Source organism: Streptomyces mangrovi (genome assembly GCF_900114215.1).
GTDB classification, from domain to species: Bacteria; Actinomycetota; Actinomycetes; order Streptomycetales; family Streptomycetaceae; genus Streptomyces; species Streptomyces barkulensis.
Window position 1 is genome coordinate 76,116 of the sequence record NZ_FOSG01000016.1, and the last position, 22,036, is coordinate 98,151.

Consider the following 22,036-nt stretch of genomic DNA (forward strand, 5'->3'; position numbering starts at 1 on the left):
TTTGTCAGACAGGGCCTAGTCACCGGGCCCTGGATCGCGGAGGTGTCGGCTCCCCTTCCCGGGGACCCGCCTGTGCGAAGCTGGGCTGGACCGCGGACACGCGGCCCGGTCCCGGCCGGACCCGAACCGGTCGGCACCGCTCCGACCCGACCCGACCCGAAGGGCAACATCATGGCAGAGCGCCGTGTCACCGTCGGCTGGCCCGAGGGCCTTCACGCCCGCCCCGCCGCGGTCTTCGTCCGCGCCGCGACCGCCTCGGGCGTCCCCGTCACCGTGGCCAGGCCGGGCGGCGAACCGGTCAACGCCGCATCGATGCTCTCGGTGCTGGGGCTGGGGGTGGAGGGCGGCCAGGAGATCGTGCTGGCCTCCGCGGCCGAGGACGCCGACGCCGCCCTGGACCGGCTGGCGAAGCTGGTCTCCGAGGGGCTGGACGAACTGCCCGGAGCCGTCTGAGCCGCACGGCCCGGCGAGCCGGCCGCCGTCCGGGCCCGCATGCGGCGCTGGATACGGGCCCGGCGCGGAAACGCGACGGAAATCACCGGCGGACAACCACCGGCAAAGGCTGCGGGGCGAACGACTCCGCACCCTTCTCCGCACCCAGTGCATTCCAGGTGCACATTCCCCGTGTATTCCCCTCCTGTGTACACAATTCCTGTTACGAATTGTCACACGGCATGTTTACGATGTGTTTCGTTCTTCTCACCGGGCCTTTCCGGCGGCCGCCGCGCGGCCACCGGCCGCTGCTCGCGGCGCACCGCGACGGAGCGTTCCACCTGCTCGCTCGCCAGGGCACGGGCCCGTTCCGCGTCGCCGCGCGCGACGGCGTCCACGATGGCGCCGTGCTCACGCCACACGGCGACCGCGCGCAGCGGCGGTTCCGCGGCGTACACCCAGGTGATCTTGCGGCGCAGCTGTGTGAGCAGCGAGGCCAGGCTGGGGCTGCCCGACGCCCGGGCCAGCGTCTCGTGGTACCAGTCCTCCAGGGCTCTCAGATCGGACAGCCTGCCGCTCTCCGCCCGCTGCAGCCCCAGGCGGACCAGTCCGCGCAGAACCCTCAGCTGCGCCTCGGTGCGGCGCCGGGCGGCCCGCGCGGTACCCAGCGGCTCCAGCAGGGCGCGGATGTCGAGCAGGTCGGCGGCCTCCTGCTCGGTGGGCCGGGCGACGCAGGCGCCCGCGTGGCGGCGGGAGACGACGAAGCCCTCCGACTCCAGGGTCCGCAGAGCCTCGCGCACCGGGACGCGCGAGACGCCGTAGCGTCTGGCGAGGAGTTCCTCGGTGAGCCGGGCCCCGGGCGGGAAAACACCGAGGACGATGTCGTCACGGACCGCGCTGCACACCATGTGCGCGGAAATGCGCATGGGCCGACCTCCGTCGCCGTCTCCATGTTTCCCGAAGTGCCGCAGGTTCGAACTGTATTCCACCGGCACGCGTTTTCCGATGCCCGCCGGAAAACAGACGTGAAAACATCCGCCGCACGATCCTCACGGGTCGCGCGGCGGATGCCGGTGTATGACGGGCACAGCGGCCCGGTGCCCTGCGGGCGGGGTCCGTCAGACGTCGACGCCCTTGCCGGCCAGGTAGGTGATCGGGTTGAAGTCCGAGCCGTAGTAGGCGCCGTTACGGGCCTCGAAGTGCAGGTGCGGGCCGGTGCTGTTGCCGGTGGAGCCGACCGCGCCGATCCGCTGACCGCCGTCGACCTTCTGGCCTGCCGATACCTTCGTGGCGGACAGGTGGGCGTACTGGGTGTACTTGCCGTCGTCATGGCGGATGACGATCTGGTTGCCGTACGCGCCGCCCCAGCCGACCGTCACCACGGTGCCCGGGCCGACGGACCGCACCGGGGTGCCGGTGTTGGCGGGGAAGTCGATGCCGCTGTGCTTGCCGGAGGACCAGGAGGCACCGGCCTGCTTGTAGGTGGTGGTGGTGTCCACGCCCGCGACCGGGTCGACGTAGCCGGTGGCCGAACGGCGCTCGGCGGAACGGTCGGCACGCTCGTTCGCCCGCTTCTCCTGGGCGGCCTCGCGCTCCTCGGCGGCCCTGCGCTTCTGGGCGGCCTCGCGCTTCTGGGCGGCCCTGCGCTCCTCGGCGGCCTTCTCGGCCTCGCGTTCCTCGGCGGCCTTCTCCTCGGCGGCGTCGGCGACGCGCTGCTGGGCCTGCGCCTGGGCCCTGACGTCGTCGGCGATCGTGTCGCCGACGGCCATGGCCTGGACGAAGCCCAGGGCGTAGGTCCCCGACCCCTGGTCCGGAGCGGCGATCGCGGGAGTGGCGGCGGCGCCGACCACGCCGGTGACGGTCAGGGCGGCGGCTCCGGCCAGGCCGACGCGGGTGCGCACGGAGCGGCTGGAGAGGTGGTGCTTCTCGGTGAGGCTCTCGGTGAGCCCGGTGAGCTTTCCGGTCAGCTTCTCGGCGAGCTGCGCGGTGGCACGGGTGAACGCCATGGGTGGCGTACTCCTTTCCTTCCTTCTCGCCTACCGGGTTAGCTGTCGGGTTCGGAGCAGGAAGGTCTCCTACGGGCGCACGGCCCGATTCACCCCAGGTGCCTCGGAAGAGGACCGCTCCCGCGTGTGATGGGCGGGAGGTTGGGTCCCCGGCTCCCCCGCTCGGGGGACTCGGCGATCACTGCCGTCGGCCGCGGTCGCGGTCACTTCTGACGGCCGGCGAGATCGACGCTAAACGGACAAATTTGAGCGAGCAAGCAAATAGCGCCTTTTGTAGGCCATGCCACACGGGCCGCCCACCGGAACAGCCCAAAACCGGACATACGGAAGGCCCTTGGTGTGGCAACCCCACCAAGGGCCTTCCGCTGTACGGCCGCCGCGAGGCGGCCGGGGATCACTGGTCCGTGACGACCGTCACCTCTCCGATGCCCAGGTCCCGCACCGTGTCGGCGATCTGTGAGGCGTCTCCCACCAGCACCGTCACCAGACGGTCCACTGGGAAGGCGGCCACGGCCGCCGCCGTCGCCTCCACCGTGCCGGTCTCGGCGAGGCGGGCGTACAGCTTCGCCTGGTAGTCGTCGGGAAGGTGCTGTTCCACCTGGTCGGCGAGGGTGCCGGCGACGGCCGCCGCCGTCTCGTAACGCAGCGGGGCCACCCCCACCAGGTTCTGCACGGCCGTGTCGCGCTCGGCGTCGGTGAGGCCCTCCTCCGCCAGGGTGCGCAGCACGCGCCACAGGTCCTCCAGTGCGGGACCCGTCACATCGGTGGCCACCGAGCCGTTGATCGCCAGCATCGAGGCGCCGGCCCCCTCGGGGGAGGAACGCATCACCTGGGCGAAGGCCCGTACGCCGTAGGTGTAGCCCTTCTCCTCGCGCAGCACCCGGTCCAGGCGGGATGTGAGCGTGCCGCCCAGGCAGTACGTGCCCAGCACCTGGGCGGGCCAGACCCGGTCGTGCCGGTCGGGACCGATCCGGCCGATGAGCATCTGGGTCTGCACCGATCCGGGCCGGTCCACGACGATCACCCGGCCGGTGTCGTCCGCGGTGATCGGCGGGACCGGGCGGGGCCCGGCGGCCGCGCCCTTCCAGTCGCCCAGGGTCTCGGCCAGCGCCTTGTCCAGGTCCACCCCGGTGAGGTCGCCGACCACCACGGCCGTGGCCGTCGAGGGCCGCACATGCTCCGCGTAGAAGGCGCGCACCGCCTCGGCGTCGATGTTCCTGATGGTCTCCTCGGCCCCCTGGCGGGGACGCGAGAGCCGGGAGTCGGCCGGGAACAGCTCCTTCGACAGCGCGATGGCCGCCCGGCGGGCGGGATTGGCCAGCTCGTGCGGGATCTCGTCCAGGCGGTTGCGCACCAGCCGCTCGACCTCGCCCTCGGGGAAGGCGGGGGCGCGCAGCGCGTCGGCGAGCAGGCCCAGCGCCCTGGTAAGCCGGGAGGCCGGGACCTCCAGGGAGACCCGTACACCGGGGTGGTCGGCGTGCGCGTCCAGGGTGGCGCCGCACCGCTCCAGCTCGGCGGCGAACTCCTCGGCGCTGTGCCGGTCGGTGCCCTCGCTCAGCGCCCGGGCCATGATCCCGGCCACGCCCTCCCGGTCACGGGGCTCGGCCTCCAGCGGCGCGACGAGGTTGACCTCGACGGCCACGACCTTCTGGCCGGGGCGGTGGCAGCGCAGCACGGTCAGCCCGTTGGGCAGCTCACCGCGCTCGGGGGCGGGGAACGCCCACGGCCTGGGCTCGCCGCCGCGGGGCTGGGGGTGGAACTCCATCGACATTCCGTTCTGGGCCGTGGCGTCGCTCACTGAGCGGCCTCCTGGTCGTGGTTGTCGGCGGCGGTGCCGGTCTCGGAAACGGTGGCGCCCTCGGAGACGTCGGCCGCGGTGTCGGGGGCGGTCGCCTGGGTGGGCTCGTAGATCAGCACCGCCCGGTTGTCGGGGCGCAGCCGGGCCGCGGCCACCTCGCGCACCTCGTCGGCGGTGATCTGGAGCACGCGTTCCACCGCGGTCAGGGCGAGCTGGGGGTCGCCGAACAGCACCGCGTAGCGGCACAGCTCGTCGGCGCGGCCGCCGACCGTGGCCAGCCGGTCCAGCCACTCGCGCTCCAGCAGCGCCTGGGCGCGCTCCATCTCCGCCGGGGTCGGTCCCTCCTGCGCGAAGCGGGCCAGCTCCTCGTCGACCGCCCGCTCGATGTCGGCGACCTCGGCGTCGCCGGAGGCCTTCACGTCCAGCCACCCCATCGAGGGCGCCCCCGCCAGCCGCAGCATGCCGAAACCGGCGGTGACGGCGGTGCGGTCGCGGCGGACCAGGCGGGTGTTCAGACGGGAGGACTCACCGCCGCCGAGCACCGTCAGCGCCAGGTCGGCGGCGTCCGCCTCACGGGTGCCGTCGTGCGGCAGCCGGTAGGCGGCCATCATCGCCCGGGAGGGCACCTCCTCGTGGAGGACCTGCTTGACCTCCTCGCCGATGACCTCCGGCAGGGAGCCGTCACGCGGCGGCCGCTTGCCCTCGTGGGAGGGGATGGAGCCGAAGTACTTCTCGGCCCAGGCGAGCGTGCGCTCCGGGTCGATGTCGCCGACGACCGCCAGCACGGCGTTGTTCGGCGCGTAGTAGGTGCGGAAGAAGTCCCGCGCGTCCTCCAGGGAGGCGGCGTCCAGGTCGGCCATGGAGCCGATCGGCGTGTGGTGGTACGGGTGGCCCTCGGGGTAGACCATCGCCGTCAGCTTCTCGAACGCCGTGCCGTAGGGCACGTTGTCGTACCGCTGGCGGCGCTCGTTCTTCACCACGTCGCGCTGGTTCTCCATGGACTCCTCGTCCAGGGCGGCCAGCAGCGACCCCATGCGGTCGGCCTCCAGCCACAGCGCCAGCTCCAGCTGGTGGGCGGGCATCGTCTCGAAGTAGTTGGTGCGCTCGAAGCTGGTGGTGCCGTTGAGCGAGCCGCCCGCCCCCTGCACCAGCTCGAAGTGACCGTTCCCCTTCACCTGTGCCGATCCCTGGAACATCAGGTGCTCGAAGAGGTGTGCCAGACCCGTGCGCCCGGCGACCTCGTGGCGCGATCCGACGTCGTACCAGAGGCAGACCGCGGCGACCGGCGTCTGATGGTCCTCGGAGAGCACCACTCGCAGGCCGTTGGCCAGCCGGTGCTCGGTCGCCGTCAGACCGCCGGCGGTGGGCGGGGGAGAGGCCGTGTGAGCCATGGGCAGGGAGTCCCTTCGATCGCGATCGCGGACCGCGTTCTCACAACGCGTGTGTGGTCACTGTATGCAAGCGGCCGGACAAAGCGCGAAGTTCCCGTACGGTTCGGGGCGGGGACCGGACTGTCGGTGCCGAGGTCCACAATGGTGCCCGTCCGCCCCCTGCCCCCGCACGGGGACACACAATCCGCAGTACGCAAGAAGGAGTCGCAGCCGCGATGGCCCGCCGCAGCACGAAGACCCCGCCGCCCGGGGGAGAGTTCGAGGAGCGCGTCCTCGACATCGACGTCGTCGACGAGATGCAGGGCTCCTTCCTGGAGTACGCCTACTCGGTCATCTACTCGCGCGCCCTGCCCGACGCACGCGACGGACTCAAGCCGGTCCACCGGCGGATCCTCTACCAGATGCACGAAATGGGGCTGCGGCCGGAGCGCGGATACGTCAAGTGCGCACGCGTCGTCGGCGAGGTGATGGGCAAACTCCACCCGCACGGCGACAGCGCCATCTACGACGCGCTGGTGCGCCTGGCCCAGCCCTTCTCCATGCGGCTGCCGCTGGTGGACGGGCACGGCAACTTCGGCTCGCTGGGCAACGACGACCCGCCCGCCGCCATGCGGTACACCGAGTGCCGCTCCGCCCCGGCGGCCGGGCTGATGGTCGAGTCGATCGACGAGGACACCGTCGACTTCGCGCCCAACTACGACGGCAGCGAGTCCGAGCCGTCCGTGCTGCCCTCGGCCTACCCGAACCTGCTGGTCAACGGCGCCTCCGGCATCGCGGTCGGCATGGCCACCAACATGCCCCCACACAACCTGGGCGAGGTGATCGCCGCCGCCCGGCACCTGATCAAGCACCCCGGCGCGGACCTGGAGACGCTGATGCGTTTCGTGCCGGGCCCGGACCTGCCCACCGGCGGCCGGATCGTCGGGCTGCAGGGCATCAAGGACGCCTACGCCAAGGGGCGCGGCACTTTCAAGATCCGCGCCACGGTCTCGGTGGAGAACGTGACCGCGCGGCGCAAGGGCCTGGTCGTCACCGAACTGCCCTTCAACGTCGGCCCCGAGAAGGTCATCTCCAAGATCAAGGACCTGGTCAACGGCAAGAAGATCCAGGGCATCGCCGACGTCAAGGACCTCACCGACCGCGAGCACGGGCTGCGGCTGGTCATCGAGATCAAGAACGGCTTCAACCCCGAGGCCGTGCTGGAGCAGCTCTACAAGCTGACGCCGATGGAGGAGTCCTTCGGCATCAACAACGTGGCCCTGGTCGACGGCCAGCCGCTGACACTGGGCTTGAGGGAGCTGCTGGAGGTCTACGTCGACCACCGCTTCACCGTGGTGCGGCGGCGCAGCGAGTTCCGGCGCGGCAGGCGACGCGACCGGCTGCACCTGGTCGAGGGCCTGCTGGTGGCGCTGGTCGACATCGACGAGGTCATCCGGATCATCCGCTCCAGCGAGAACGCCGCGCAGGCCAAGGAGTCGCTGATCGGCCGGTTCGGCCTGTCCGAGGTGCAGACGCAGTACATCCTCGACACCCCGCTGCGCAGGCTGACGAAGTTCGACCGCATCGAGCTGGAGTCCGAGCGCGACCGGCTGAACACCGAGATCGAGGAGCTGACCCGCATCCTGGAGTCCGACGCGGAGCTGCGCAAGCTGGTCTCCTCGGAGCTCTCCGCGGTCGCCAGGAAGTACGGCACCCCGCGCCGCACCGAGCTGCTGTCCTCGGCGGACGTTCCCGCGGCGGCCGTCCCGCTCCAGGTGGCGGACGACCCGTGCCGGGTCCTGCTGTCCTCCACCGGGCTGCTGGCCCGCACCGCGGGCGGCGAGCCGGCCTTCGACTCCTCCGCCAAGCGCCGCAGGCACGACGTGGTCGTCTCGGCCGTCCCCGCGACGGCCCGGGGCGAGGTGGGGGCGGTGACCTCGGCCGGGCGCCTGCTGCGGATCTCGGTCATCGACCTGCCGCAGCTTCCGGAGAACTCCGCACCGAACCTGGCGGGCGGCGCCCGGTTCACGGAGTTCCTCTCCCTGGAGGACGGTGAGGAGCTGGTGTGCCTGACCACCCTGGACGAGTCCTCGCCGGGGCTGGCGCTGGGCACCGAGCAGGGCGTGGTCAAACGGGTGGTGCCCGACTATCCCTCCAACAAGGGCGAGTTGGAGGTCATCTCCCTCAAGGAGGGCGACCGGATCGTCGGCGCGGTGGAGCTGCGCACCGGCGAGGAGGACCTGGTCTTCGTCACCGACGAGGCGCAGCTGCTGCGCTTCCCCGCCGGGCAGGTCAGGCCGCAGGGGCGCCCGGCCGGCGGCGTGGCGGGCGTCAAGCTGGGCCAGGGCGCGAAGGTGATCTCCTTCACCGCGGTCGACCCGGCCGCCGACGCGGTGGTCTTCACGGTCGCGGGATCGAGCGGCACGCCGGCCGACGAGGTGAGCACGGCCAAGCTGACGCCGTTCGACCAGTACCCCCGCAAGGGCCGGGCCACGGGCGGGGTGCGCTGCCAGCGCTTCCTCAAGGGCGAGGACCGTCTGACCTTCGCCTGGGCCGGCGCCACTCCCGCCCGTGCGGCGGATGCCAAGGGCTCGCCGGTGGACCTGCCGGAGCCGGACCCGCGCCGCGACGGCTCGGGCACTCCGCTGGCCAAGCCGGTCTCGGTGGTCGCCGGGCCCGTGTGACGTCCCGGTGCGGCGGCCCGGTGCGGCGCTCCGGCCCGGTGGTACGGGCCGGGCCGCCGCACCGCCGGGCGTCCTGTGAGGTGGCGCGCTCAGGGCCGTACGTAGCGCAGGACGCCCCACATGCTGTCGGGGCTCGTCTCCTCCGGCGAGCCGGTGGCCGTGCAGGAGGCCAGCTCCTCGCGCACCGCGCCGGCGTCGATACCGGAGCCGATCAGCACGAGCTGTGTCAGGCGCGGCTCCCCGCTCCCCCAGGGCCCGGGGTTGAAGCGCAGAAAGCGGCCGACCGCGTGCAGCCCGTACTTCTCCCGGTGACCGGGCACACCGAAGTTGACGAAGCCCTTGATCCGGTACAGGCCGTCGGGTCTGCCGTCCAGGAACTCCATCAGCCGGCGCGGGTCCACCGGCTCGCCGGTGGTGAACTCCACACTCTGGTAAGCGGCGTGGAGGTGCGCGTCATGCCCGTCGTGCCCGTCGCCGCATCCGTGCCCGCCCTCGCGGATCTCGGCCCACACGTCCTCGAAGGAGAGCTGCCGCATGCCCTGGGCGCCGTCGTCGCGGGGGCGCGGGTCGAAGAGCAGCTCCGGATCGACGCGCCCGTGGGAGACGGGGACGACGGGCACGCCCCGGCCGATCCCGCGCAGCCGGCCGGCCAGGGCGGACAGTTCCTCCTCCCCGGCCCGGTCCGCCTTGTTGAGCACCACCAGATCGGCCATCGCCACATGCCGTCCGAGCTCCGGGTGCCTGGCCCGGGTGCCCTCGAACTCCGCGGCGTCGACGACCTCCACCAGGCCGCCGTAGACGATGTTCTCCTCGTCGCTGGAGAGGATCATGCGGATCAGGGTCTCCGGCTCCGCCAGGCCGCTGGCCTCCACCACGATGACGTCGATACGGGCCGAGGGGCGTGCCAGGCGCTCCAGCATGGTGTCCAGGTCGCTGGTGTCGACGGCGCAGCAAAGGCAGCCGTTGCCCAGGGAGATCATCGAGTCGACCTGCCCGGCCACCGACATGGCGTCGATCTCGATGCTGCCGAAGTCGTTGACGACCACGCCGATGCGGGTACCGCCGCTGTGGGCGAGGAGGTGGTTGAGGACGGTGGTCTTCCCCGACCCGAGGAAACCGGCGAGCACGATGACCGGGATCCGCTTCCTGACCAAGATCGCGCCTCCATCGTGCGGGTGGCAGCCGTACCGGAACGGCTGCCGATGGTAACCGACGGCTTCTCCCCTCCCGCTCCCGCCCGCGCGCCCGAGGACCTGCCCGGAACCTGCGGGGGCCTGCCCGGTTCCGCCGGTTCCGCCGACGGGAATCCCCCGGGCGGAAGCGGTTAGGCTCCCCTGTGTGAGTACCTGTTCGACCGCCTCCCGGGCGCTGGCCGAACCGCCGGCCGCCACCGCCGCGACCGCCCGGACATGGCTGCTGGTCGAGCAGCCCGGTCCGTGGGGGGCCAAGGCCCTCACCGACAGCCGTCTCGACCCGGTGCTCGGCCGTGCGCTGGAGCGTGCCGCCGCCGGCACCGGTGTACGGGTCGCGCTGATCCGCCGCCCCGGCCGCCACCCGGACCGCCACGGGCCGGCCCTCCGCCGTGTCTACCTCGCCCACACCCTCCCCGGCCGGTCCTGGGTGCGTACCGCCCTGCTCACCGGCACGGACCAGCTGTACGGCCTCGACGCGGCCGTCATGGCCTCGCTCGGCGCGGGCGACCACGGCGGGCTGTGGGAGCCGTACGGCGGCGATCCCCTGGCTCTGGTGTGCACCAACGGCAGGCGCGACCGCTGCTGCGCCGTCCTGGGCCGCCCGCTGGCCGCCGAGCTGGCGGCCTCCGACGCCTGCGAGGTGTGGGAGACCACCCACATCGGCGGCCACCGTTTCGCCCCCACCCTGCTGGTCCTGCCGTACGGCTACGCGTACGGCAGGCTGGGGGGCCACGCCGTCAAGGGCGTGCTGGACGAGCTGCGGCGCGGCCGGATCGCCACCGACGGGTGCCGGGGCCGGTCCGCCTGGGACCGGCCGGGCCAGGCCGCCGACCTGGCGGTGCGCGAGTTGACGGGCGAGGCGGGCGCCGACGCCCTGACGGTCGTCGGGACCGCCGGCGCCGCCCCTCGGTGGAACGTCACGGTGGCCCACGCCGACGGCCGCTCCTGGCGCGTCACGGTCACCGAGGACACCGACGTCCCGCCCGTGACCGCGAGCTGCGGCGCCGCTCCCGCCGTACAGCCCCGTGTGACCGCCGTGGACGTGACCCCGCTCCGACCGCTCCCTCCAAAGGCCTGAGCGGGCCGGGGCGCGGCCCTGTGGTGGGCCGGTCAGCGGGCCCGGCCGCTCCTTCCCGGGGCCGCCGGGGCCGCCGCGCAGGCCGGTCCACAGGCGTACCGGCACGGCCCGTGGACCTCCCCGCGCCCGCCCCGGTGCGGCCGCGTGTGCCGGGCGTACGCCCAAGCCAGCAGGCAGACGGCGGCGAACTGCGCGAATCCGGCGGCCGTGCCCGCCGTAACGGGTCCGCCGCCCAGTGTCCGGCCCGCCACGGCGGGCGCGGCGGTGACGGCGATCAGATACGCCAGGTGGCAGGCGAGGAGGACGGCGCCGGCGGACAGGACGAGGCGGCGGTGGCGCGTTCCGCGGAAGGCCGCTGCGCGGGGGCGGGCGAGGCGGGCGGCGGGGGCGGGCGCCCCGCCGGGAGCGGGCCACCGGGGGAAGGGCGCCGCGGCGGCGCCGCGCTCCTCGCCCCAGCCGGAGGCGAGGGTGTCGTGCCAGGGGTCGTCGATCCGCATGTCCCAGGATGGGCAGGGCTCCGGGCCCGGCGGAGGGTCAATCCGGACTCTTCACCCCTTCAGGGGGTGATTCACCGAGCCGGTCCCCGGCGGGACGGGCCACCGGGAACCGGACCCGGCCCCGGAAGAACCCCGCCCCTGCCCCCGGACGGGCCGGGGGCAGGGGCGGGGTTCTTCCGGGGCCGGGGCGAAGGCACGGCGGAGGCGGCCAAGGGCCCAAGGCGCTCGGGTCAGACGTCGATCCGGGAGCGGTCCAGCGTGGCCGCGGAGGTGGTGATGAACTCCTTGCGCGGCGCGACCTCGTTGCCCATCAGCAGGTCGAAGGTCTTCTCGGCGGCCTCCAGGTCGCTGATGTTGATGCGTCGCAGGGTGCGGTGGCGCGGATCCATCGTCGTCTCCGCGAGCTGGTCGGCGTCCATCTCCCCCAGGCCCTTGTACCGCTGGATGGAGTCCTTGAAGCGGATCCCCTTGCTCTGCAGCTCCAGCAGGGTCTGGCGCAGCTCGTTGTCGGAGTAGGTGTAGATGTACTTCGCCCGGCCCCGACGGGGATTGATCAGCTCGATCCGGTGCAGCGGCGGCACCGCCGAGAAGACCCGGCCCTGCTCGACCATCGGCCTCATGTAGCGCTGGAAGAGCGTGAGCAGCAGACAGCGGATGTGCGCGCCGTCGACATCGGCGTCGGCCAGGAAGATGACCTTGCCGTAGCGGGCCTGGTCGATGTCGAACGTCCGGCCGGAGCCCGCCCCTATGACCTGGATGATCGCGCCGCACTCGGCGTTCTTCAGCATGTCGGAGACGGACGACTTCTGGACGTTGAGGATCTTGCCGCGGATCGGCAGCAGCGCCTGGAACTCGGAGTTCCGGGCGAGCTTGGCGGTGCCGAGCGCCGAGTCGCCCTCGACGATGAACAGCTCACTGCGCTCGACGTCGTCGCTGCGGCAGTCGGCGAGCTTGGCCGGCAGGGCGGAGGACTCCAGCGCGGTCTTGCGGCGCTGGGCCTCCTTGTGCTGGCGGGCGGCGATGCGGGTGCGGGCCGCGGCCACGGCCTTCTCCAGCACCGAGCGGGCCTGCTGCCTGGCGTCGCGCTTGGTGGAGGTCAAGAACGCCTTGAGCTCCCTGGAGACCACCTGGGCGACGATCCGGGAGGCGGCCGAGGTGCCCAGCACCTCCTTGGTCTGCCCCTCGAACTGCGGCTCGGCCAGCCGCACGGTGACGACCGCCGTCATGCCCTCCAGTGCATCGTCCTTGACGATGTCGTCCTCGGCGACGCGCAGCAGCTTGGCGGAGCGCAGCACCTCGTTCACCGTGCGGGTGACGGCGCGCTCGAAGCCGGCGACGTGGGTGCCGCCCTTGGGGGTGGCGATGATGTTGACGAACGACCTGACCGTGGTGTCGTACCCCGTCCCCCAGCGCAGCGCGACGTCCACGCCCAGCTCGCGGGTGACCTCGGTGGGGATCATGTGGCCGCGCTCGTCCAGGACGGGGACGGTCTCCTTGAAGGTGCCCTGGCCCGTCAGCCGCAGCACGTCGCACAGCGGCCGGTCCGGGGCGAGGTACTCGCAGAACTCGCTGATGCCGCCGTCGTAGCGGAAGACCTCCTTCACGGGCGGTGCGCCGTCGATCCCGCGCTCGTCGCGGACGACGATCGTCAGACCGGGCACCAGGAAGGCGGTCTGGCGGGCGCGTGCGTGCAGGTTCTCCAGGGAGAGCCGGGCGTCCTTGAGGAAGATCTGGCGGTCGGCCCAGTACCGCACCCGGGTGCCGGTGCGGGCCTTGGGGATCTTCCTGCTCTTGCGCAGGCCGCTCGTCGGGTCGAAGGGGGCGTCCGGACCGGACTCGGTGAAGATGCCCGGAACACCGCGCCGGAAGCTGACGGAGTGCGTGCGGCCGTCACGGTCGACCTCGACGTCGAGGCGGGCGGACAGGGCGTTGACGACGGACGCGCCGACACCGTGCAGACCGCCGGAGGCCGCGTACGATCCGCCGCCGAACTTTCCGCCGGCGTGCAGCTTGGTCATCACGACCTCGACACCCGACAGTCCCGTCTTGGGCTCGACGTCGACGGGGATGCCGCGGCCGTTGTCCTGCACCTCGACGGAGCCGTCCTCCCGGAGGATCACCTCGATGTGGTCGCAGTGCCCTCCGAGGGCCTCGTCGACCGAGTTGTCGATGATCTCCCAGAGGCAGTGCATCAGACCGCGGCTGTCGGTGGAGCCGATGTACATACCGGGCCGTTTGCGCACCGCCTCCAGCCCCTCGAGGACGAGCAGGTGCCGCGCGGTGTAGTTGGAACCGTCACGGTCCGCGCCCGTGAGCAGGGCGGTGGACGGCATGGGGTTTCCCCTGCCGGAGGCCAGGGGAGTCTCGGCGGTCACGCGGTTCGCTCCTCGCTGAATTTCGCTGGGGATGGCTGTCTTGCGGGTCAGAGGGTACCGAGGCCATGAAGAGCCAAGGTGAAGCCACCCAGGAGAAGGCCCATGCTAAACCAGCGTCGACCAAGCGTTCGATAACTCGCCCGGGTGACGTGTACATCACGTTCCCTTCCGGGCATGAACCATCTAGGCTCCGGGCACGTCCTCTGGAACGACACCGGCGAGACCGGCGCCGGAGGAGACAACCGAACACACAACACGAAGACGGCAAAGATCAACACATCTCTGTAATCGGCTCATTCGCCGCCAACCGGCAACATGTCAGCCACCTCACACAGAGATTTTCGAGGAAAAGCCACGAGCGGGAACGTTTTCGGCCTGGTTGGATGTTGACCCTGGTACGACAGCTCGTCGAGCTAGAGAAGAGGCGACGTGACTACTGTTCTGACCCCCGCGAGCCCGCTGACGGCCGCTGACCGCTGCGACCGCTGCGGCGCCCAGGCATACCTGCGTGTTGTGCTCGTCAGCGGTGGAGAGCTGCTGTTCTGCGCCCACCACGGCCGCAAGTTCGAGCCGGAACTCAAGAAGATCGCTGCGGAGATACAGGACGAGACCGAACGGCTCAACGCCACCCCCGCGACGGCGGGTGACAGCGAGCACTGATCTGCCGACCGGCGGCAAACGCGTCCCCATCCGACGAGCTCGGACCGGCCCAGGGCCGGACGCCACGGGCGGTCGCCCCCTCGCGGGGTGACCGCCCGTCTGCCGTACCCGGGCACGGGCGGGCACGGCAGACGGTGACGGACCCCGGAGGCCGCACAGGCTCCCGCATGCCGGGAAACAGGCGCACGGAGCCTCCCTGAACGCACGATCGCCCCCCGCCTCACCCCAGGGTGAGCCATGCGGGCGGCTTCCGCATCCGGAGAGCCGCACACACCCGCGCGCCGCGCGGGCCGGAGGGCCGGAACCCCACCTGTGGGGTTCCGGCCCTCCGGCCCGCGCGGACGAACCTGGTGAACGGGTCAGTCGAGGTAATCCCGCAGGACCTGCGAACGGGAGGGGTGGCGCAGCTTCGACATCGTCTTGGACTCGATCTGGCGGATCCGCTCGCGGGTCACGCCGTAGACCTTGCCGATCTCGTCCAGTGTCTTGGGCTGGCCGTCGGTGAGACCGAAACGCATCGAGACCACGCCGGCCTCACGCTCGCTGAGCGTGTCGAGCACGGAGTGGAGCTGTTCCTGCAGGAGGGTGAAGCTGACCGCGTCGGCCGGGACGACCGCCTCGGAGTCCTCGATGAGGTCACCGAACTCGCTGTCGCCGTCCTCGCCCAGCGGGGTGTGCAGGGAGATCGGCTCGCGACCGTACTTCTGGACCTCGACGACCTTCTCCGGGGTCATGTCGAGCTCCTTGGCCAGCTCCTCCGGGGTGGGCTCGCGGCCCAGGTCCTGGAGCATCTGGCGCTGGACGCGCGCGAGCTTGTTGATCACCTCGACCATGTGCACCGGAATGCGGATGGTGCGCGCCTGGTCGGCCATGGCCCGGGTGATGGCCTGGCGGATCCACCAGGTCGCGTAGGTCGAGAACTTGTAACCCTTGGTGTAGTCGAACTTCTCGACCGCGCGGATCAGGCCCAGGTTGCCCTCCTGGATCAGGTCCAGGAAGAGCATGCCCCGGCCGGTGTAACGCTTGGCCAGTGAGACCACCAGGCGGAGGTTGGCCTCCAGGAGGTGGTTCTTGGCCCGGCGGCCGTCCTCGGCGATGATCTCCAGCTCGCGCTTGAGCTTGGGGGCGATCTTGTCGCTGTTGGCGAGTTTGTCCTCGGCGAAGAGACCGGCCTCGATGCGCTTGGCCAGCTCGACCTCCTGCTCGGCGTTGAGCAGGGGGACCTTGCCGATCTGCTTGAGGTAGTCCTTGACCGGGTCGGCGGTGGCACCCGCGGCGGCGACCTGCTGGGCGGGGGCGTCGTCCTCGTCCTCGTCGGACAGGACGAAACCCTCGTTCTCGTTCTTGGGCTCCGCCGCGGAGTCCTCGGCGGCCTTGCCGCCCTTGGCCGGAGGCTCGTCGATGACCTCCTCGTCACCTTCGAGCAGCTCGTCGACGTCCGACTTCTTCGCCGCGGTCTTCTTCGCCGCGGTCTTCTTGGCGGGCGCCTTCCTGGCCGCGGTCTTCTTCGCCGCGGTCTTCTTCGCCGGCGCCTTCCTGGCCGGCTTCGCCTCGGCCTCCTCGGCGGCCCCCTCCACGTCCTCGGCGGGGTCCTCGGGGGCGGCGGCCGGAGCGGCCTTCCTGGCGGCGGTCTTCTTGGCGGCGACCGTCTTGGTCGCGGTGCGCTTGGCCGGGGCCTTCGCTGCGACGCTCTTCCGGGTGCGCTTGGGGGCCTCCGCGGCACTCACCATCAGCGTCACACCCTCCTCGTCGAGGATCTGGTTGAGACTGCGCAGGACGTTCTTCCACTGGGTCGGCGGAATCTGGTCGGCCTCGAAGGCCCGACGCACATCGTCGCCGGCGATCTGCCCCTCGGCCTTTCCCCGCTCAATGAGCGCCATCACAGACGCGGACTCGGCGATCTCCGCAGGGAGCGTACGGGATGTGCTGGCCGACACGAACAACCTCTCGGAACGATGGAAACGGCTTCGGCCCCGCCCACGGAGGGATCCGGGACCTGCAAGCCCCGGCGGGGATGACCGGCGGCTCGGGTGGAGCGACGGAGGAACTACAGCGCCGGATGCGGCGTCCGTATTCCCCCGGTAGCTGCCACCTCTTGAGTCATCGCGCTGCCACGCGAAGCGTTACGCCCAGCCGGAGTGTCCCGGGTCACACGACATAGGAGAACAGAAATACCCATACGGCGACTTATGGCCGGACCGTGCCCCGGGGCGGCAGACGCCGCGGGTGCGGGCGGACCCGCCGGAAGGACGTCGCCGGATCCCGCCGGGCGGGATCCGGCGACACCGCGCGGGTGCGGCCGGTACCGGACGTCAGTGTTCGCGGGGTGCCGGCACCACGTGGTCGGCGGCCCCACCCGCCGCCGGAGCCGCCGGAGAGGCCTGGGCCTCGGACTGCGGGGCGGAAGCGCCCCCGGTGGAAGCGGCCGGAGCGGGAGCGCCGGGCGTCGCGGGGACGGCCGCCGCCTCGGAGGAGACCGTGAGCAACTGGCGCACCGCGTTCTCCGCGGCGGCCGCCTCCCCGGAGGCGACTGCTTCGGCGATCCTGCGGTGGTACGCCAGCGACGCCTCGGTGGGACGCTCGCATCCGGCGGCGGGGGCCCCGGAGACCTGGAGGGCCGCGCCGACGATGCCGGAGAGGTGCTCCAGCATCCGGTTGCCCGCGCCATGCAGGAGCAGGGCGTGGAACTCGGCATCGGCCCGGGAGAAGGTCAGGCTGTCGCCCTGGGCGAGCGTGTGGCCCATGATCTCGACCATGTCCGCAAGGCGCTGCTGCACCTCGTCGCGGCTGTGGTCCGCGGCGAGGCGGGCGGCCAGCGGCTCGATGGCCCAGCGCAGCTCGCACAGCTCGCGGCGCTGGTCGTCGCGCTGCGGGCCGAAGGCGCGCCACTCGATGATGTCGGGGTCGAGAAGGTTCCAGTCGCTGACCGGACGGACCCGTGTTCCGACGTTGGGACGGGCGCTGACCAGGCCCTTGGCCTCGAGGACCCGGAGTGACTCGCGGACGACGGTACGCGACACCTCGAATCGCTGGCCGATCTCCTCCGGTACGAGGGGGCGGTCGGCCCCGAGGTCTCCGGAGACGATCATCTGCCCCAGTTGTTGTACGAGTTGGCCGTGCAGTCCACGCCCCCGGTTTCCGGCGGCACGTCGTCCGGCCCGGGCCATGTCCGCTTCGCCACCGTCCCACGCGGGGACGGTGGTGGCACGGGTCGCGCCGGTCGACTCGGCGTAGGCGTAACGGTCCGGCTCGCCCGAAGCCGTGAGGCCGGAGTCGGCGGAGCGAGCCGAGGTCATCATGGTGTGCGCAAGGGTAGTCACGCATCCTTTGTCGGCGGTGCTCCGGACGGCCTTGAGGGCTTTGGTGAAAAGCACACGAAAGGGTGATCAGTGGTCTCCTCGCGATTGACGCCTTATCGGAAAGAAACGGTCTTCCGACCGGGAATACGCGGCAGCCGGCACCAGCCTGCGGCGGAGCGGTACCGCCGAAGGCCCAGGATCCGCTGGTGAGAGGCGTGCCGGCTCCCCGGCGGGCCGACCGACGGCCCGAACGCCGGCCGGAGGGAGGCGGGGGTTCGGCCTCTCTCCCCCTCAGACTTCCGGGCGCAGCATCGGTGGATTCAGCACCGTGGCGCCACCGGCCCGGAACAACTGTGCGGGCCGACCACCCTGACGAGTCGTCGTACCGCCGGTGGGCACCAGGAAGCCCGGGGTGCCGGTGACCTTGCGGTGGAAGTTCCTCGGGTCGAGCGCGACGCCCCACACCGCTTCGTAGACCCGCCGCAGTTCTCCCACGGTGAACTCCGGCGGGCAGAAGGCGGTGGCGAGCGAGGAGTACTCGATCTTCGATCGGGCCCGCTCCACTCCGTCCGCGAGGATCCTGGAGTGGTCGAAGGCCAGCGGAGCGGACTGCCCGCCGCTTCGGTCCGGGCCGTCCCCGGAAGGCGGCCCGGGAGGCAGCAGGGTGTCCACCGGCGCCCAGCGGACGCTGTCGGCGTCGCCACCGGCCGTGGGGGCGGGCAGGTCGGGGGCCAGCACCAGATGGGCGACGCTGACCACTCGCATCCGCGGGTCCCGCCCCGGATCGCCGTAGGTGGCGAGCTGTTCGAGATGGGCACCGGTGTGCCGGTCGTCCGGCCCCTGGACGTGCAGCCCGGTCTCCTCGGTGAGTTCGCGGGCGGCCGCGGCCCCGAGATCCTCGTCGATGCGCACGAAGCCCCCGGGCAGCGCCCACCGCCCCTGGTACGGAGGTTCGCCCCGGCGTACGACCAGCGCGCACAGGGCGTGCCTTCGCACGGTGAGCACGACCAGATCGACGGTGACGGCGAAGGGAGGGAAAGCCGACGGGTCGTAGGGCATGACGTGATCATAGTCGTCTGCCTGACGATAAACAGAGGCTTGCGCCGCTCCGCCCTCAGCCCTGGACCACCGCGGCACCGAGACCGCGCGCGGCCCGCTGCCTCCGCAGGCACTGCCTCAGTGGTTCGGGGTCGAGCCCGCTGTTGCACGCGCCGTGGAGCAGCCGCGCGAAGACGTACTCCGGATCCAGCTCCAGTGCCCGGCCCAGCGCCACGCGCGCGCCCGGCTCGTCCCCGCCGGACCAGGCGACCCATCCGGCCAGAGTGAGCGGGGCCGCGGCGTGCTCGGCGTAGGCCCCGACGCACCGCCTGGCCAGCGCCCTCCACAGCCGCAGCGCGGGGGCGGCATCCTCGCCCTCCATCCATTCCGCGGCCCAGTCCCGGGTGACCCGGTCCTGAAGACCGAGAATCACGGTGGCGGCCTCCTCATGAGTCAGGAGGCGGTCGTCCCGGGCGTCGGCCCCGGCCGCCGACGCGTTCCGGCCCGCCGCCGGCGCGTTCCGGTAGCGGTCGAGCAGCCGCCCGGTGAGCGCCAGGGTCTCGGCACGCACCGTCTCGCGGTCGGCCTCGCCCAGCATCCGGGGCACCAGGGCCGCGCCCGCGATGTCGAGGGCCCGCTCCTGCGGCCCGGCGGCCGGTGGGCCCAGTGGCGCGAGCCTGGCCGTCATCTCCTTCAAGGTGCCTTCCACCCGCAGTCCGGCGTACGCGGCCGCGGCCGCGATGGCAGAGGTGCCGGGGACGCCCAGCGGTGTGCCCTCCGCGGGGCAGCACCGGGTGTCGGGACAGCAGTACGACCAGTAGCGGCCACCGGAGACGCACAGCGCCTCGTACACCGGCATGTCCAGCGCCCCGCAGGCGGTCCGCAGCCGCTGGGCGAGGGGCCTGAGCCGTTCCATGACGGCCCGGCCGCTCTCGCCGTCGGCCGGATCCCGGCACAGGAAGACGAGCGCCGCGTCAGGGCGGTCGCCTCGCGGGACGCCGCTGCCGCGCAGACAGTCGGCGAGCTGTTCGGCCAGCTCGGGCCATTCCCCTTCCGCGGCGGGAATGCCCACGCGGAGCCGGCCGCCGAAGCGGCCGCTCGGGCCGTGGAGACCGACCAGGACGACGGAGTCGTCGGGGTGGTAGCCGAGCAGGTAGGGGAGGGAGTCGACCAGCTCGGCCGGGCCGCGCAGGGTGACCTGGGCGGTGGTGGACGGCTGCCGGGGGGATTCGCTGTGCTGTGTCATGCCCTGACAGTGACGCGGACGGACGGGATGGCGTGCGGCTCCGTCCACAGGCGGCCTCAATAGGGATATTTGCCGATATTCTGGTGATCACATCAGCTGTATGATCCCCTGGTTGTCCACAGGCGGTTCGCACGGTGTCGGTGTCATCGGGTTGCATGGACACATGAGCGAGGAGAATCTGCGCGCCGCGGCCGACGCCGTACTGGCCCGCCTCACCGGCGACACCACCGGTACGGCGAGGCTGCGCACCGACCAGTGGCGGGCCGTCGAGGCTCTGGTGGTGGAGCGCCGGCGGACCTTGGTGGTGCAGCGCACGGGCTGGGGCAAGTCGGCGGTGTACTTCGTGGCGACCGCGCTGCTGCGCGAGCGCGGCGAGGGACCGACGGTGATCGTCTCACCGCTTCTGGCACTGATGCGCAACCAGGTCGAGGCCGCGGAGCGCGCGGGTGTCCGCGCCCGGACGATCAACTCGGCGAACACCGAGGAGTGGGAGACCGTCCACGCCGAGGTGGCCGCGGGAGAGGTCGATGTGCTGCTCGTCAGCCCGGAGCGCCTGAACAACCCCGACTTCCGCGATCAGGTCCTGCCGAAGCTGGCCGCCACGACCGGACTGCTGGTGGTCGACGAGGCGCACTGCATCTCCGACTGGGGGCACGACTTCCGGCCCGACTACCGGCGGCTGCGGACGATGCTCGCCGAGCTCCCCCCGGGTGTCCCGGTACTGGCCACCACCGCGACGGCCAACGCCCGGGTGACGGCCGACGTGGCGGAGCAGCTGGGCACCGGCGGGACGGGGACGGACGCGCTGGTGCTGCGCGGCCCGCTGGACCGGGAGAGCCTCAGCCTGGGAGTGCTGCACCTGCCGGACGCGGCACGCCGGCTGGCCTGGCTCGACGGCCACCTCCACGAGCTGCCGGGCTCCGGCATCGTCTACACGCTGACGGTCTCGGCCGCCGAGGAGGTGGCGGCGTTCCTGCGGCAGCGGGGGCACACCGTCGCCTCCTACACCGGGCGGACGGAGAACGCCGACCGGGAGGCGGCCGAGGCGGATCTGCTGGGCAACAGGGTCAAGGCACTGGTGGCCACCTCCGCGCTGGGCATGGGCTTCGACAAGCCGGATCTGGGCTTCGTCGTCCACCTCGGTTCCCCCTCCTCCCCCATCGCCTACTACCAGCAGGTGGGCCGGGCCGGGCGCGGGGTGGAGCATGCCGAGGTGCTGCTGCTGCCCGGTCCGGAGGACGAGGCGATCTGGCGGTACTTCGCGTCCCTGGCCTTTCCTCCCGAGGAACAGGTGCGCCGCACCCTGGACGTGCTGGCATCGGCCGACCGGCCGCTGTCTCTGCCCGCCCTGGAACCGCTGGTGGAACTGCGCCGTTCGCGGCTGGAGATGATGCTCAAGGTGCTCGACGTGGACGGGGCGGTACGGCGGGTGCGCGGTGGCTGGGTCTCCACGGGAGAGCCCTGGTCCTACGACACCGAGCGGTATGCCTGGGTGGCGCGGCAGCGGGAGGCCGAGCAGCGCGCGATGAAGGAGTACGCCGCCACCTCCGGATGCCGGATGGAGTTCCTGCGGCGGCAGTTGGACGACACGCAGGCGGCACCCTGCGGACGGTGCGACAACTGCGCGGGCCCGCGGTTCGGCACCGATGTCGATCCGGCGGCGCTGGAGGCCGCCCGGGGAGAACTGGGACGCCCCGGTGTGGAGGTGGAGCCCCGCAGGATGTGGCCGACGGGACTCCCCGCGATCGGTCTGGACCTCAAGGGGCGCGTGCCTTTGGGTGAACAGGCCGCTCCCGGCAGGGCGCTGGGCCGACTGTCCGACATCGGATGGGGCAACCGCCTGCGTCCGCTGCTGGAGCCGCCCTCGCAGGACGGGCCGGTGCCCGACGACGTGGCCGGCGCCGTGGTCTCCGTACTCGCCGACTGGGCGCGGGGGCCGGGTGGCTGGGCCTCAGGGGCGGAAGACTCGCCGGCCCGCCCGGTGGGGGTGGTGACGGTCGACTCGCGGACCCGGCCACAGCTGATCAGGTCTCTCGGGGAGCGGATCGCGGCGGTCGGCCGGATACCGCTGCTGGGCACCGTGGAGTACATCGACAGGGCGTCGGACACCCGTATCCCGCGCAGCAACAGCGCGCAGCGGCTGCGGGCCCTGCACGGTGCGCTGACGGTCCCCGCGCCGCTGGCGGAGGCGCTCACGGCGGCCGGCGGGCCGGTACTGCTGGTGGACGACGTCACGGAGACCGGATGGACCCTGGCCGTGGCCGCGCGGCTGCTGCGCCGGGCCGGTGCCCAGGAGGTGATGCCGCTGGTGCTGGCCGTGCGGGGATGAACCGCGGCCCGCCCGCCGGTCCGCGGCAAAA

The 22,036-nt window shown here is 72.1% G+C and carries 16 protein-coding genes and 1 riboswitch; of the genes, 5 read left to right on the forward strand and 11 right to left on the reverse strand.

Annotation, left to right across the window (positions count from 1 at the left end; translation table 11 throughout):
* Window positions 1–171 precede the first annotated feature (171 nt).
* Window positions 172–453, forward strand: a complete 282-nt coding sequence (locus tag BM237_RS20870) for an HPr family phosphocarrier protein (protein ID WP_093851246.1) — start codon at window positions 172–174, stop codon at window positions 451–453.
* Between the two features lie 212 nt (window positions 454–665).
* On the opposite strand, the gene BM237_RS20875 is transcribed toward BM237_RS20870, so the two are convergent.
* From BM237_RS20875 to BM237_RS20890, 4 genes are all read right to left on the reverse strand, one after another.
* The gene (locus tag BM237_RS20875; protein WP_093851247.1) at window positions 666–1,358 is read right to left on the reverse strand and encodes a GntR family transcriptional regulator; all 693 of its coding nucleotides are present in this window, start codon (window positions 1,356–1,358) and stop codon (window positions 666–668) included.
* 192 nt (window positions 1,359–1,550) lie between these two features.
* Entirely contained in the window at window positions 1,551–2,438 is an 888-nt protein-coding gene (locus BM237_RS20880; RefSeq protein ID WP_093851248.1) for a M23 family metallopeptidase, read from the reverse strand.
* A 13-nt stretch (window positions 2,439–2,451) separates the two neighbouring features.
* Window positions 2,452–2,625, reverse strand: a riboswitch (cyclic di-AMP (ydaO/yuaA leader).
* A gap of 207 nt (window positions 2,626–2,832) precedes the next feature.
* Window positions 2,833–4,203: a M16 family metallopeptidase gene (locus BM237_RS20885; RefSeq protein ID WP_093851303.1), complete on the reverse strand. Its 1,371-nt coding sequence runs from the start codon at window positions 4,201–4,203 to the stop codon at window positions 2,833–2,835.
* 29 nt (window positions 4,204–4,232) lie between these two features.
* Window positions 4,233–5,627 carry a M16 family metallopeptidase gene (locus tag BM237_RS20890; RefSeq protein WP_093851249.1) on the reverse strand — a complete coding sequence of 465 codons (1,395 nt, stop codon included), beginning with the start codon at window positions 5,625–5,627 and terminating at the stop codon, window positions 4,233–4,235.
* Between the two features lie 215 nt (window positions 5,628–5,842).
* On the opposite strand from BM237_RS20890, the gene BM237_RS20895 reads away from it, so the two are divergent.
* Window positions 5,843–8,290 (forward strand): DNA gyrase/topoisomerase IV subunit A, encoded by a 2,448-nt coding sequence (locus tag BM237_RS20895; RefSeq protein ID WP_093851250.1) that lies wholly within the window; start codon window positions 5,843–5,845, stop codon window positions 8,288–8,290.
* Between the two features lie 89 nt (window positions 8,291–8,379).
* Here the strand turns inward: BM237_RS20895 and BM237_RS20900 are convergent, their stop codons facing one another.
* Window positions 8,380–9,444, reverse strand: a complete 1,065-nt coding sequence (locus BM237_RS20900; protein WP_093851251.1) for a CobW family GTP-binding protein — start codon at window positions 9,442–9,444, stop codon at window positions 8,380–8,382.
* Between the two features lie 184 nt (window positions 9,445–9,628).
* On the opposite strand from BM237_RS20900, the gene BM237_RS20905 reads away from it, so the two are divergent.
* On the forward strand, window positions 9,629–10,561 hold the full coding sequence (locus BM237_RS20905; RefSeq protein WP_093851252.1) for a ferredoxin family protein: 933 nt from the start codon (window positions 9,629–9,631) through the stop codon (window positions 10,559–10,561).
* A gap of 32 nt (window positions 10,562–10,593) precedes the next feature.
* Here BM237_RS20905 and BM237_RS20910 read toward each other — a convergent pair whose 3' ends face one another.
* Both BM237_RS20910 and BM237_RS20915 read right to left on the reverse strand, forming a co-directional pair.
* Window positions 10,594–11,058 carry a DUF485 domain-containing protein gene (locus BM237_RS20910; protein ID WP_093851253.1) on the reverse strand — a complete coding sequence of 155 codons (465 nt, stop codon included), beginning with the start codon at window positions 11,056–11,058 and terminating at the stop codon, window positions 10,594–10,596.
* Window positions 11,059–11,288: 230 nt separating this feature from the next.
* Window positions 11,289–13,391, reverse strand: coding sequence for a DNA gyrase/topoisomerase IV subunit B (locus BM237_RS20915; RefSeq protein WP_093851304.1), 2,103 nt, complete (start codon window positions 13,389–13,391; stop codon window positions 11,289–11,291).
* Window positions 13,392–13,862: 471 nt separating this feature from the next.
* Here BM237_RS20915 and BM237_RS20920 point away from each other — a divergent pair, with 471 nt between their 5' ends.
* The gene (locus tag BM237_RS20920; protein WP_093851254.1) at window positions 13,863–14,093 is read left to right on the forward strand and encodes a DUF7455 domain-containing protein; all 231 of its coding nucleotides are present in this window, start codon (window positions 13,863–13,865) and stop codon (window positions 14,091–14,093) included.
* Between the two features lie 359 nt (window positions 14,094–14,452).
* Here BM237_RS20920 and BM237_RS20925 read toward each other — a convergent pair whose 3' ends face one another.
* The 4 genes from BM237_RS20925 to BM237_RS20940 form a co-directional block, all read right to left on the reverse strand.
* On the reverse strand, window positions 14,453–16,030 hold the full coding sequence (locus BM237_RS20925; RefSeq protein ID WP_281253947.1) for an RNA polymerase sigma factor: 1,578 nt from the start codon (window positions 16,028–16,030) through the stop codon (window positions 14,453–14,455).
* Between the two features lie 375 nt (window positions 16,031–16,405).
* Complete coding sequence (locus tag BM237_RS20930; RefSeq protein WP_093851256.1) at window positions 16,406–17,467, reverse strand: FadR/GntR family transcriptional regulator; 1,062 nt, start codon at window positions 17,465–17,467, stop codon at window positions 16,406–16,408.
* A 216-nt stretch (window positions 17,468–17,683) separates the two neighbouring features.
* Window positions 17,684–18,451, reverse strand: coding sequence for an NUDIX hydrolase (locus BM237_RS20935; protein WP_093851257.1), 768 nt, complete (start codon window positions 18,449–18,451; stop codon window positions 17,684–17,686).
* 55 nt (window positions 18,452–18,506) lie between these two features.
* On the reverse strand, window positions 18,507–19,676 hold the full coding sequence (locus tag BM237_RS20940) for a DUF4192 domain-containing protein (RefSeq protein ID WP_093851258.1): 1,170 nt from the start codon (window positions 19,674–19,676) through the stop codon (window positions 18,507–18,509).
* Window positions 19,677–19,839: 163 nt separating this feature from the next.
* Between BM237_RS20940 and BM237_RS20945 the strand changes: the two genes are divergently transcribed.
* On the forward strand, window positions 19,840–22,005 hold the full coding sequence (locus BM237_RS20945; protein WP_093851259.1) for a RecQ family ATP-dependent DNA helicase: 2,166 nt from the start codon (window positions 19,840–19,842) through the stop codon (window positions 22,003–22,005).
* Window positions 22,006–22,036 lie beyond the last annotated feature (31 nt).

What these genes read in the sequence shown, in the direction of transcription:
- BM237_RS20870 (WP_093851246.1), top strand. Translation starts at nt 172, where the DNA reads ATGGCAGAGCGCCGTGTCACCGTCGGCTGGCCCGAGGGCCTTCACGCC.
- BM237_RS20875 (WP_093851247.1), bottom strand. Translation starts at nt 1,358, where the DNA reads ATGCGCATTTCCGCGCACATGGTGTGCAGCGCGGTCCGTGACGACATC.
- BM237_RS20880 (WP_093851248.1), bottom strand. Translation starts at nt 2,438, where the DNA reads ATGGCGTTCACCCGTGCCACCGCGCAGCTCGCCGAGAAGCTGACCGGA.
- BM237_RS20885 (WP_093851303.1), bottom strand. Translation starts at nt 4,203, where the DNA reads ATGGAGTTCCACCCCCAGCCCCGCGGCGGCGAGCCCAGGCCGTGGGCG.
- BM237_RS20890 (WP_093851249.1), bottom strand. Translation starts at nt 5,627, where the DNA reads ATGGCTCACACGGCCTCTCCCCCGCCCACCGCCGGCGGTCTGACGGCG.
- BM237_RS20895 (WP_093851250.1), top strand. Translation starts at nt 5,843, where the DNA reads ATGGCCCGCCGCAGCACGAAGACCCCGCCGCCCGGGGGAGAGTTCGAG.
- BM237_RS20910 (WP_093851253.1), bottom strand. Translation starts at nt 11,058, where the DNA reads ATGCGGATCGACGACCCCTGGCACGACACCCTCGCCTCCGGCTGGGGC.
- BM237_RS20915 (WP_093851304.1), bottom strand. Translation starts at nt 13,391, where the DNA reads ATGCCGTCCACCGCCCTGCTCACGGGCGCGGACCGTGACGGTTCCAAC.
- BM237_RS20935 (WP_093851257.1), bottom strand. Translation starts at nt 18,451, where the DNA reads ATGCCCTACGACCCGTCGGCTTTCCCTCCCTTCGCCGTCACCGTCGAT.
- BM237_RS20940 (WP_093851258.1), bottom strand. Translation starts at nt 19,676, where the DNA reads ATGACACAGCACAGCGAATCCCCCCGGCAGCCGTCCACCACCGCCCAG.
- BM237_RS20945 (WP_093851259.1), top strand. Translation starts at nt 19,840, where the DNA reads ATGAGCGAGGAGAATCTGCGCGCCGCGGCCGACGCCGTACTGGCCCGC.